This window comes from Streptomyces scabichelini, from assembly GCF_011045015.1.
Lineage (GTDB): Bacteria > Actinomycetota > Actinomycetes > Streptomycetales > Streptomycetaceae > Streptomyces > Streptomyces scabichelini.
On record NZ_JAAKZY010000290.1, the window covers coordinates 1 to 11,735 of the forward strand.

Annotated in this window: 10 protein-coding genes and 1 pseudogene; 3 read left to right on the top strand and 8 right to left on the bottom strand. The window is 70.5% G+C overall.

The annotated features are described in order from the left end of the window. Window positions 1-32: 32 nt before the first annotated feature. Window positions 33-1,019: an acyltransferase domain-containing protein gene (locus G5C60_RS46095; protein ID WP_165269486.1), complete on the bottom strand. Its 987-nt coding sequence runs from the start codon at window positions 1,017-1,019 to the stop codon at window positions 33-35. Between the two features lie 80 nt (window positions 1,020-1,099). On the opposite strand from G5C60_RS46095, the gene G5C60_RS46100 reads away from it, so the two are divergent. Further along, window positions 1,100-1,363 (top strand): DUF6343 family protein, encoded by a 264-nt coding sequence (locus G5C60_RS46100; RefSeq protein ID WP_165269488.1) that lies wholly within the window; start codon window positions 1,100-1,102, stop codon window positions 1,361-1,363. A gap of 92 nt (window positions 1,364-1,455) precedes the next feature. Here G5C60_RS46100 and G5C60_RS46105 read toward each other — a convergent pair whose 3' ends face one another. The 4 genes from G5C60_RS46105 to rpsA all read right to left on the bottom strand — a co-directional run bounded on the left by G5C60_RS46105 (window position 1,456) and on the right by rpsA (window position 5,414). Further along, window positions 1,456-1,836 (bottom strand): tetratricopeptide repeat protein, encoded by a 381-nt coding sequence (locus tag G5C60_RS46105; protein WP_165269490.1) that lies wholly within the window; start codon window positions 1,834-1,836, stop codon window positions 1,456-1,458. Window positions 1,837-1,886: 50 nt separating this feature from the next. Then, window positions 1,887-2,501, bottom strand: a complete 615-nt coding sequence (coaE, locus tag G5C60_RS46110; protein WP_165269492.1) for a dephospho-CoA kinase — start codon at window positions 2,499-2,501, stop codon at window positions 1,887-1,889. A gap of 66 nt (window positions 2,502-2,567) precedes the next feature. Then, a complete protein-coding gene (locus G5C60_RS46115; RefSeq protein ID WP_165269494.1) occupies window positions 2,568-3,506 on the bottom strand; it encodes a PAC2 family protein in 939 nt (312 codons plus the stop codon). Window positions 3,507-3,896: 390 nt separating this feature from the next. Then, the gene (gene rpsA, locus G5C60_RS46120; RefSeq protein WP_165269496.1) at window positions 3,897-5,414 is read right to left on the bottom strand and encodes a 30S ribosomal protein S1; all 1,518 of its coding nucleotides are present in this window, start codon (window positions 5,412-5,414) and stop codon (window positions 3,897-3,899) included. 404 nt (window positions 5,415-5,818) lie between these two features. On the opposite strand from rpsA, the gene G5C60_RS46125 reads away from it, so the two are divergent. Further along, window positions 5,819-6,646, top strand: coding sequence for a methyltransferase domain-containing protein (locus G5C60_RS46125; protein WP_165269504.1), 828 nt, complete (start codon window positions 5,819-5,821; stop codon window positions 6,644-6,646). Between the two features lie 103 nt (window positions 6,647-6,749). Then, entirely contained in the window at window positions 6,750-9,539 is a 2,790-nt protein-coding gene (locus tag G5C60_RS46130; RefSeq protein WP_165269498.1) for an ATP-dependent helicase C-terminal domain-containing protein, read from the top strand. Here G5C60_RS46130 and pgfA read toward each other — a convergent pair. From pgfA to G5C60_RS46145, 3 genes and pseudogenes are all read right to left on the bottom strand, one after another. After that, window positions 9,529-10,521, bottom strand: a complete 993-nt coding sequence (gene pgfA, locus G5C60_RS46135) for a cell envelope lipid trafficking protein PgfA (RefSeq protein ID WP_165269500.1) — start codon at window positions 10,519-10,521, stop codon at window positions 9,529-9,531. The two genes, G5C60_RS46130 and pgfA, sit on opposite strands and share 11 nt — an antisense overlap. Window positions 10,522-10,557: 36 nt before the next feature. Further along, window positions 10,558-10,692 carry an SPW_0924 family protein gene (locus G5C60_RS46140; protein ID WP_165269502.1) on the bottom strand — a complete coding sequence of 45 codons (135 nt, stop codon included), beginning with the start codon at window positions 10,690-10,692 and terminating at the stop codon, window positions 10,558-10,560. 304 nt (window positions 10,693-10,996) lie between these two features. Beyond that, window positions 10,997-11,735, bottom strand: a pseudogene (locus tag G5C60_RS46145) (lytic transglycosylase); the annotation flags it as partial.

The following is an 11,735-nucleotide window of genomic DNA, read 5'->3' on the forward strand; positions in this document are numbered from 1 at the left end:
GTTCCCCCTCCCCACCTATTCACCCGTTCGAGTTACAACGCGAACCAGCCCTTGCCGCCGTACCAGTGACCGCCCGCCCGCAGGTGATCCCCCACCGCCCGTTCCACGCTGGTACGCCGCGGCAGCCCCTCAACCGGCAGTTCAGGATCGCCGAACACGAAGCCCACGGCACTCTTGTCGTCCGCTTGCGTCTCCTCGTAGGCGACCTGAAACCGCTCCTGGAAGCGGATGATGTTGGAGTCCGCCGGCAGATAACGCTTCAGCTGCGGGTCGAGCAGCCAGGAGTGGCAGACGGCCACCCCGTACCGCTCGTCCGGGTAGTGCCGGGCGAAGAACTCCCGTGCCAGGTCCAGCGATTGGTCGCACGCCCGGGGTGACAGGGGTCCCCGGAAGTCGGCTATGTGCAGGCTCAGACAGAGGTCGCCGGGGCCGGTGTCGAGGCCCGCGGCCGCGGCCGCCCGTCCCGTGCGCCCGCCGAGCCGCGCGCGCTGGAACTGCAGCCGCCCCAGCTGGTACAGCTCCCCGTGGAAGTGCAGCGCGAGCCACCATGGTGCAAGGAGACCGCAGGTGCCGAGCCGCCGCCGGTGCACGGCCATGTGCCGGCCCAGATCGGCGAGGCTGCGCCGGGACACGGCCTCCGGGATGCCCCGCTCCCTGTGGTACGCCCGTACGTACGGCAGCGCGGCGACGAAGACGAACACGTGGAAGCTGCGGCCGAGCGGTCCCGTGGACTCCGGGAAGGCCGGCGGTTCCCACCCTTTGCCGATCTCCCCCATGTCGCGTACGAACCGGCCGACGCAGCGTCGCAGCAGCGTCATCGCCTCCGGATCCGCCGCCAACCGCTCCCGCAGCGCTACGAGTTCATTGACGCACTCGTGCGGCACGGACAGGTCGAGGAGTACGTCCGGCAGCGTGACCGCGTCCGGAAGCTCCGCCTCCGCGCGCGGGACGCCCTCGCTCTCCAGATCCCTCAGCCATTCTGCGAGCCTCTCGTCCGCCCGCAGTGCCTCCAGCAGCACAGCCGCTCCCCCGTTCGTCCGTCCTTCTTGGTGAACGTGCACCACGAAGAGTACGTTTCCGAGTAGGAGCAGTGATCCTGATGCGTACGGGCAGTGAACCGACGACTGCGCGCAGTGCGCTGCGAGCGCGCCTGTGGCTCAGTGTGTGGGGCCTGGTCTGGGCGACCGCGGGAACAGCGGCGTTCGCCCTCGTCGGGCGGCTCGGGTGGGCCATCGCCTGCGGGGTGCTGTGGCTGATCATCACCGTCGATCTGGCGACGATCCTCCGGCACATCCGCCAGGGCCCGCACTATCAGCCGGGCCCCGAGATCCCGCCGTACCGGCCACCGGACCAACGTCTCTAGCTCAGCCTTCACTGGACTGGACTGTGGACCGAACCGAACCGGACCGACCGAACCGGACCAGACCGGATCTCGGTAGTCGATCAGCAACCGTCTCAGGAGTCGAAACGGGCGGCGGCCACATACTCCGGCTGCGGGTCCAGCGCCGCCGCGAGCCGGAAGTGGCGTATGGCCTGCTCGGGGCGGCCCGAGCGCTCGTAGGTGCGGGCCAACGCGAAGTGCGCGAAGGCGTTGTCCGGTTCGCGCTCCAGCACGACCGTGAACTCAAGCTCGGCGGGCCGCAGTTGGGCGGCCGCGAAGAAGGCACGCGCGCGCAGCAGCCGCGCCGCCGTGTTCTCGGGATGCGCGGCGATGACTGCGTCGAGCAGCTTCACCGCGCCCCGCGGATCACGCGCGGCCAGCAGTTGCTCTGCGGCGCGGAAGTCGATGACATCCGTCTCCGGACTACGTCCGGTGGAACCGCTGGACTCTGGCACGCCTGACTCCTTCCCTCGCTGCCCCGCTTCAACGCCCCGAACTCGGTCCGCTATTCCAAGGTCATCTTCTGGTGTGCCCGCCGCACGAGATCAGCCCACACCTCTCGTACACGCCGCTCCAGTGCCTCCAGCGGCACGTCGTTGTCGATCACGATGTCCGCTGTTTCGAGGCGTTTCTCGCGGGTGGCCTGGGCGGCCATGCGGGCGCGGGCGTCGTCCTCGGTCATGCCGCGCAGCCGTACGAGCCGGTCGAGCTGGGTCTCGGGGCCGGCGTCGACGACCACCACGACGTCATACAGCGGCGCGAGCCCGTTCTCGGCGAGCAGCGGGACGTCGTGCACGATGACGGCGTCCTGTGAGGCGGCGGCTTCGAGCTCGCGCGAGCGGGCGCCCACCAGGGGGTGCACGATCGAGTTCAGCACGGCGAGCTTCTCCGGGTCCGCGAAGACGATCGAGCCGAGCTTCGGCCGGTCCAGGCTGCCGTCCGGAGCGAGTACGTCCTCTCCGAAGGCGTCGACGACCGCCGCGAGACCGGGAGTTCCCGGCTCGACGACCTCGCGCGCGATCTTGTCGGCGTCGATCAGCACGGCGCCGCACTCCACGAGCAGCCGCGACACCTCGCTCTTGCCGGCGCCGATCCCGCCGGTCAGGCCCACCGTCAACATGCTCGAAAGCTTAGGCTCTGCCGCTGACAACGCCACCGACAGGGCCCCGGCGGGCCTGCGGCGGCGCTACGCGTCGCCTTCCCGCTCCGCCAGGAATCGCTCGAACTCGAGCCCGATCTCGTCCGCCGACGGGATGTCCATGGGCTCGGCGAGCATGTTGCCCCGCGTCTCGGCGCCCGCGGCGGCGTCGTACTGGTGCTCAAGGCCCTGGACGAGCGCGACGAGCTCTTCGTCGCCCTCCTGGATCTGCCGGTCGATCTCGGTCTGGGTGCGGTGCGCGTCGGTGCGCAGGGCGTGTGCGATGCCGGGCAGGACCAGGCCGGTCGCGGCGGTGATCGCCTCCAGGACGGTCAGCGCGGCGTCCGGGTACGGCGAGCGGGCGATGTAGTGGGGCACGTGCGCGGCGACGCCCAGGACGTCGTGTCCGGCCTCCATGAGGCGGAACTCGACCAGCGACTCGGCGCTGCCGGGGACCTGGGCCTCGTCGAAGGGGCTGCGGTGGCCGGGCACGAGCTCGTTGCGGTTGCCGTGCGGGGTGAGCCCCACAGGGCGGGTGTGCGGGACGCCCATGGGGATGCCGTGGAAGTTCACCGCCAGACGGACGCCGAGCCGCTCCACGATCTGCTGGACGGCCGCCGCGAAGCGCTCCCACTCGACGTCCGGCTCGGGGCCGGAGAGGAGCAGGAAGGGGGCACCTGTCGCGTCCTGGACGAGCCGGACGTCGAGCGTGGGCTCTTCGTAGTCGGACCAGCGGTCGCGCTTGAACGTCAGCAGCGGCCGGCGGGCGCGGTAGTCCACGAGCCGGTCGTGGTCGAAACGGGCGACGACCTGGTGGGGCAACGAGCCGAGGAGCCGGTCGACGATCTGGTCGCCGGTCTCGCCCGCGTCGATGTATCCGTCGAAGTGGTAGAGCATGACAAGACCTGCCGACTCCTGAGCGAGCGCCATGTCGACGACGGCCAGGCCCTTCGGCTCCCATGCGTACAAACCCTGCGGATCAAGCACTGTGACCGCTCCTCCTCATGTTCGTACTGCACAACGTGCCTTGGGATGCGGGCATTCCCGGAGCACGCCCCTTCCTGGCCGCTCTTACCGGCTTCTCATGTCTTACCGGCTTCACCGAGCGCTACGCCGAAAGCACACGCGCGTGGAGGGCGGTTACCGCCTTGCGGGCCCGCCTTGCGGGCGGACGTGAACGCGCCGTGCTGCCAGGCGTCCGTGTAGCTGAAGCCTCCCAACACCCCGTTACGGCCCGTCAGTTACTCGTGTATCCCACACCTTTCTGCAACGGCAGATGCCCAACGGGCTGGATACCGACGCGTGAGGACACGAATCGAGGCCCGCCCCCCGAAGGGTGCGGGCCTCGATTACCGGCTACTGCTCAGCGGTGAGCGATCAGCTCTGGCCGCCGGCGAGCTTCTCGCGGAGCGCGGCCAGGGCCTCGTCCGATGCCAGGGCACCGGAGTTGTCGTCCGACTCCGAGGAGTACGAACCGCCGCCGCCGCCACCGGAGGCGGCCGGAGCCGCACCCGGGGTGCCGCCGCCGGCAGCACCCTCGGCCTCGGCCTGGGCGTCCGCCTCGCGGGACTTGATGACCTGCGCCTGGTGCTGCTCGAAGCGCGTCTGCGCCTCGGCGTACTGGCGCTCCCACTCCTCGCGCTGCTTCTCGTACCCCTCGAGCCAGTCGTTGGTCTCGGGGTCGAAGCCCTCGGGGTAGATGTAGTTCCCCTGGTCGTCGTACGACGCGGCCATGCCGTACAGCGTCGGGTCGAACTCGACCGAGGCCGGGTCGGCACCGAAGGACTCGTTGGCCTGCTTCAGCGAGAGGCTGATGCGACGGCGCTCGAGGTCGATGTCGATGACCTTGACGAAGATCTCGTCGTTGACCTGGACGACCTGCTCCGGGATCTCCACGTGGCGCTCGGCCAGCTCGGAGATGTGGACCAGACCCTCGATACCCTCGTCCACGCGGACGAACGCACCGAACGGAACCAGCTTCGTGACCTTGCCGGGCACGACCTGGCCGATCTGGTGGGTGCGGGCGAACTGCTGCCACGGGTCTTCCTGGGTCGCCTTCAGCGACAGGGAGACGCGCTCGCGGTCCATGTCGACGTCGAGGACCTCGACCGTGACCTCCTGGCCGACCTCGACGACCTCGGAGGGGTGGTCGATGTGCTTCCAGGACAGCTCGGAGACGTGGACCAGACCGTCGACGCCACCCAGGTCCACGAAGGCACCGAAGTTGACGATCGAGGAGACCACACCGGAGCGGACCTGACCCTTCTGGAGGGTCGTGAGGAACGTCTGGCGGACCTCGGACTGGGTCTGCTCCAGCCAGGCACGGCGGGACAGGACCACGTTGTTGCGGTTCTTGTCCAGCTCGATGATCTTCGCCTCGAGCTCCTTGCCCACGTACGGCTGAAGGTCGCGAACGCGGCGCATCTCGACGAGGGAGGCCGGCAGGAAGCCACGGAGGCCGATGTCGAGGATGAGACCACCCTTGACGACCTCGATGACGGTACCGGTGACGATGCCGTCTTCTTCCTTGATCTTCTCGATCGTGCCCCAGGCACGCTCGTACTGAGCGCGCTTCTTGGACAGGATCAGACGACCTTCCTTGTCCTCCTTCTGGAGAACAAGTGCCTCGATCTCATCGCCCACGGCGACGACCTCATTGGGGTCGACGTCGTGCTTGATGGAGAGCTCGCGGCTCGGGATAACGCCTTCGGTCTTATAACCGATGTCGAGCAGGACCTCGTCCCGGTCGACCTTCACGATGACGCCGTCGACGATGTCGCCGTCGTTGAAGTACTTGATCGTCTCGTCGATCGCGGCGAGGAAGGCTTCCTCGTTACCGATGTCGTTGACCGCTACCTGCGGGGTGGTGGCGGTGGTCTCGGTGCTGCTCGTCATGTGGGAAAGGGCTCCGGTACGGACAGTGAGTCGTAGGTACTGCTTACGCCGGGAGCCCGTTATCGCTCTGCAGAAGCCGGACAGCCAAGGAAGCGCCGAATCCAGTGATCGGAAGGCGCCTCGACAACCGAGGGGACATACATACAGATGCGAGCGCAGCCTGCTACGTCTGAGGTGCGCAGGCCCGCAGCGCAACTTGTAGCATACGGGGGCAGCCGGACAGGGTCAATGCGCGAAGGCGCACACCCGGGGCGGATCGCCGCATACCCGGCAGAAGGCCACTCGCGGCCGAGCCGCATATCAGACATCGTCCACAACCACGCAGGCCTGAGACGCCCCTTCCGTGACGCTGCCGGGACGGGCCGGCCGGACGGACGAGGCCGCAGACTAATACGAGGGAGCCGATCATCCAAGAGCATGAACCGTCCGAGCCGGAGGCGACCCGACGCAAGGCGGGGGTCACCGAGAGTTCCCGCGCCAATCGTGGCTGGTGGGACCGGAACGCGGACGAGTACCAGGTCGAGCACGGCACGTTCCTCGGAGACGACCGCTTCGTATGGGGACCCGAGGGACTCGACGAGGTGGAGGCCGAGCTGCTCGGCCCGCCGGAGGAGCTGAAGGGCAAGGCTGTCCTGGAGATCGGCGCGGGGGCCGCCCAGTGCTCTCGCTGGCTGGCCGCCCAAGGGGCCCGCCCGGTGGCCCTGGACCTCTCGCACCGGCAGCTCCAGCACGCTCTGCGGATCGGCGCCGAGGGCGTCGCTCTCGTGGAGGCCGACGCCGGGGCACTGCCCTTCGGGGACGGCACTTTCGACCTGGCGTGCTCGGCGTACGGGGCGCTGCCGTTCGTCGCCGATCCGGTGCGGGTCCTTCGGGAGGTACGCCGCGTGCTGCGGCCCGGCGGCCGGTTCGTCTTCTCCGTCACGCACCCGATCCGCTGGGCCTTCCCCGACGAGCCGGGACCCGAGGGCCTGAGCGTGTCCGCCTCGTACTTCGACCGTACGCCGTACGTGGAGCAGGACGAGGCAGGCCGTGCGGTGTACGTGGAGCACCACAGGACGGTCGGTGACCGCGTCCGGGATGTGGTGGCGGCGGGCTTCCGGCTGGTGGACCTGGTCGAGCCGGAGTGGCCCTCCTGGAACAGCCAGGAGTGGGGCGGCTGGTCGCCGCTGCGCGGGAATCTGATCCCTGGGACGGCGATCTTCGTGTGCGTGCGGGACGAGCGAGACGTATAGCTCGGCGCGTGCACGCGGGTGCACGCGCGCGAGGGCGGGCGCCGGTCGAACAAGAGGCCCGCGCGCGTGGGGGGCGTTTTGACGCGCGTACGACACTGGGGACGTGATCCGTACCGACGCTCTCGACCGGCTGCCCGTCCGCTCCGTCGTGCCCGCGCTGCGGGACGCCCTGGAGGTGCATGGCACGGCTGTGCTGTGTGCGCCGCCGGGGACGGGCAAGACGACGCTGATTCCGCTGGAGCTGGCCGGGCTGCTGGAGCCGGCCTCGGGTGCGGATGCGGCTCGCCCGGTACGTCGTGTCGTCGTGGCCGAGCCGCGACGGATCGCCGCCCGGGCCGCCGCGCGGCGCATGGCGTGGCTGCTCGGTGAGAAGGTCGGCGGGCGGGTGGGCTACACGGTGCGTGGAGAGCGTGTGGTGGGGCGCCACGCGCGCGTGGAGGTCGTGACGACCGGTGTCCTGTTGCAGCGGCTGCAGCGGGACCAGGAGCTGGCCGGTGTCGACGTAGTCGTGCTCGACGAGTGCCATGAGCGGCATCTGGACGCCGATACGGTGGCGGCCTTCTTGTGGGACGTCCGAGCCGCTCTGCGCCCCGAGCTGCGACTGGTGGCCGCCTCCGCGACGACGGACGCGGAGGGGTGGGCGCGGTTGCTGGGCGATGCCCCCGTGATCACCTCGGAGGACGCTTCGTACCCCGTCGAGGTGGTGTGGGCGCCGCCCGCGCGGCCGGTGCGGCCGCCGCACGGGATGCGGGTGGATCCGGCGCTGCTGACGCATGTGGCGTCGGTGGTGCGGCGGGCCCTGTCCGAGCGCGAGGGGGACGTGCTGTGCTTCCTGCCCGGCGTCGGCGAGATCGCCCGTGTCGCCGGGCAGTTGGGGGATCCGGGCGGGGTCGAGGTGCTCCAGGTGCACGGGCGGGCGCCAGCGGCCGTGCAGGACGCGGTGCTCACGCCCGGTGCACGGCGCCGGGTGGTGCTCGCGACGTCCGTGGCCGAGTCGTCCCTCACCGTGCCCGGCGTACGGGTCGTGGTGGACTCCGGGCTGGCTCGGGAGCCGCGGGTCGACCATGCGCGCGGGCTGAGCGCGCTGACGACCGTACGGGCGTCACAGGCCGCCGGACGACAGCGAGCGGGGCGGGCCGGGCGTGAGGCGCCCGGGGCCGTGTACCGGTGCTGGACGGAGGCGGAGGACGTCCGTCTGCCGCGTTTTCCCGCGCCGGAGATCAAAGTGGCCGACCTGACGGCGTTCGCCTTGCAGACGGCGTGCTGGGGCGATCCGGACGCCTCGGGGCTCGCGCTGCTGGATCCGCCGCCGGCCGGGGCCCTGGCCGCGGCACGCGCTGTTCTCAGGGCCATCGGGGCGGTGGATTCCGCGGGGCGGGCCACGGAGCGGGGCGTACGCATGGCCCGGCTGGGGTTGCATCCCCGGCTCGCCCGGGCCCTGCTGGACGCGACGCCCGAGGTCGGCGCGGACCGGGCCGCCGGGGTGGTCGCCCTGCTGAGCGAGGAGCCGCCGCGGGAGTACGGCGACGACCTCACCGCGGCCTGGCGTGCCGCCCGGCGAGGGGGCGACGCGTATGCGCTCCGCTGGAAAGTGGAGGCGCGGCGGCTCCGTGCCGCGACGGCACCCGCGCCTTCGACGCGGAGTTTTTCCCACCCGCCCACCGAGAACTCTCTCCCGGGCGCACCCGGAGCCGACGCTCCGCTCGGTGGCGGGCGGCCCGGTGGCGGGGCAACCGGCGCAGTCACGTCTGCCGACACCATGACCGGGACCTACGACGCCGCATCGCCCGGAACTCCTGGTGCCGGGCGACGCGGTCAGGGACCCGCTCCCGCCGACCGGTCCGCGCAGGCCGTCGGCACCGAATCCGCGCCGCCATCTGGACCCGTCGAGCCCGGCACGCGTGCGCGGGAAACCCCCGGTGACGACCACGTGGCAGGCCTCGTTGCAGCGCTCGCCTTTCCCGAGCGGGTTGCCTGTGCGCAGGGTGGCTCGTATCTGATGGTGTCCGGTACGCGGGCCGAGCTCGGTGACCGGACGGGGCTGCGGGGTGCGCCGTGGCTTGCCGTGGCCGTTGCGGACCGGCCCGTGGGAGCGGGGCACGCGCGCGTGCGGCTCGGGGCCGTGATCGACGAGGGGACCGCGCGGCGGGCCGCCGGGGCGCTGTACGGCGAGGGCGAGGAGGTCCGCTGGGCCGACGGGGACGTCGTCGCTCGACGCGTCGAGCGGCTGGGCGCCGTGGAGTTGGCGGTGCGGCCGATCAACGACGCCGATCCCGGGCTCGTACGAGAGGCGCTGCTGGACGGGTTGCGGCAGGAGGGTCTTGGGCTGTTGCGGTGGTCGCGGGATGCCGAGGTGCTGCGGCAGCGGCTCGGGTTTCTGCGGCACCATCTCGGGGCTCCCTGGCCGGATGTGTCGGACGACGCCCTGCACGCGCGCGTGGACGAGTGGCTCGAGCCAGAGCTGAGCCGGGCGCGGCGGCGGGCCGGTCTGGAGCGGATCGACGCCGGGCAGGCTCTCGGCAGGCTGTTGCCGTGGGCCTCCGGGGAGGCGGCGCGGTTCGAGGAGCTGGCGCCCGAGCGGATCGAGGTGCCGAGTGGGTCCAGAATCCGGATCGACTACGCGGACCCCGAACAGCCCGTGCTCGCCGTGAAGTTGCAGGAGATGTTCGGCCTGCAGGAGTCCCCGGCCGTCGCCGGGGTGCCCGTACTCGTGCATCTGCTGTCGCCCGCCGGACGGCCCGCCGCCGTCACCGCCGACCTCGCCTCCTTCTGGCGGGACGGGTACCGGGGCGTACGGGCCGAGTTGCGCGGGCGGTATCCCAAGCATCCGTGGCCCGAGGACCCCGCGACCGCGGAGCCGACCCGGCACACGAACGCACGCCTCAGGCGCTGACGGGCTCCGGTTCGCGCGCCTCCGTGGGCGAAGGGTCAGCGGGACGGCGGCTGCGGGCCTCCAGGTACAGGGACAGTGACAGCAGACCGGCGCCCAGGATCAGGAAGCCCCACGGCAGGTACGACGTCAGCAGCATGATGAGTACGCGCTGGGACTTGACCAGGTCGACGGTCGACTCGATGTAGTCCTCGCGCATTTTGACGTGCCCAGAGAACGCGGTCACCTTGTCGCGGCCCCCCAGGAGCGTGCCGCCGCGCAGTTCCTCCTTGTGGATCTCCTCGCCGTAGACGGGTGCTCCGGTGGCGGGTTCGATCCAGAACTTGCGGACGGTGCTGTACCAGCGGGTCGTGCCCGTCTTGGCGACCGACTCCGGAGTGATGCCTTTGACGGGCATGGCCTTCGGGAAGGGGACTTTGGTCCAGGGGATGGTCTGCTCGAAGTAGTAAACGTTTACGCCCCGGAAGTTCTGTGTGCCCTTGTAGTGGATGGGGGCGGTGACGCGGGCCTGCGCGTCGAAGTACTCGTAGTTCCGTTTCTCGGTCAGGAAGGGCCACTTGAACTCGATGCCGTCGCGCCTGACGGGATCGCCGTCGACCATCTCACCGGTGGCGTGGACGGGTTCCTGGGTGTGCGCGTCGAAGATGTAGCGCTCGGGGATCTTGGAGACCATCTTGCCGTCGGGGCCCTGGACGTAGGAGAGACCGTCCCAGACGACGACGTCGCGGCCCGCTGTCTTCTCGATCTTCTCGGAGGCCTCGACGTTGCCCTTGAGGGTCTGCACGATGGTGACCTTGTCGACTTTCCTGGACTTCATGGTCCCGTAGTCGAGGAGGGTGGCGTCCTTCGCCTCGAGGACCATGTCCTGGTACTGGTGGGCCGGGATCTTGGCGAGGCGGGGGAAGGCGTACCAGCGCAGCAGCGGGGACAGTGCCGTGCAGAACACGGCGAAGGCGAGCAGGATCAGGCTGGCCTTGCGGCGCATCTGGGCGGCCCTCCCTACGGGTTGCGGGCTTTACGGTCAGGGGTGTTCGGGGACGGTGGTCAGCAGCGGCTTCGGCGAGGTCTTGCCGGCCGGTGAGCCGATGGCCGTGATGGTGAAGACCAGCGCGAGCGCGACGGCGAGACCGGTCGCGGCGGCGATGAGGGCACGCATACGGGACCTCCCCAGCGAGCTGATGGAGTGTCAGGGCTGGGGCACCGTAGCAACGGCGGAGCCAGATGAGAACACGTTGCGCTCCGCGGGATGGGCGGTGCGACAGGTGCGGGGCGCTCCGCGGGATGGGCGGTGCGACAGGCGCGGGCCGTCTGTGGCTGGTCGCTCCCCCACTCTCGACTTCGCTCGAGCGGGGGGACCCCCATCGCGGCGGAGCCGCACATCGAATACAGCCCCGCGCCCCTAAAAGGGCGCGGCGCTGCCTCCGCCGGCTGGCGGAGGCAGCGCCGCTTGTTGTACGGGCTTACGAGGCGGAGGGGCTCGGCGAGGCCGCGGCCGCCACCTTCAGCTCGACCGTCAGCGTCGCGCCGCCGGTGGTGTTGATGCGCAGCAGGAACGTGCCGGTCGTGTCGTCCGCGTACAGCTTCGGCAGCTTCAACAGGCCGTTCGCGTCCGTCTCGAGGCCCTTCAGGGTGCGTACGGTCTTGCCGTCGGCGTCCTTGAAGTAGGGGCCCTCGTCGTTCTCGGTCGCGTCGCCCGCCGACTTGATGAGCGTGGCGGTGGCCGCGACACCGTCGGCGGTAGCGCCCTTGTACGTGGCCTTCACCTCGACCTGGTCCGCGAACTCGCCACCCGGAGCGCAGGTCAGCGCGGTGTCGCTGGTGCGCGCGAGGGCGTCGGCCTGGCGGGCGGTGACCGTCGCCGTGTAGTCGAGGCCGGCGATGCTGCGGCCGACGACGGTGGCGCGGACCGTGAAGTCACCGGTCTTCTCACCGGCCTTGAGCGCGGGCGCTGTGGCCACGCCCGAACTGTTGGTGACGACCGTGGCGACACTCTCGCCGCCGCTGAAGGTGGCGTCCGTGCTGCCGACGATCGTGAAGCGGACCCGGACCTTCGGCACGGCCTTGCCCGCCTTGGTCTCGGTGCGCGCGGCGATCTTCTCGGTGAAGGCGTCGCCCGCGGTCGCGGTGAGCTTGCCGGTGCCCGCGTTCTCCAGGTGGTGAACCGTGTCGGTGGGCGTGGGAGACGGGGAGGTCGGGGGT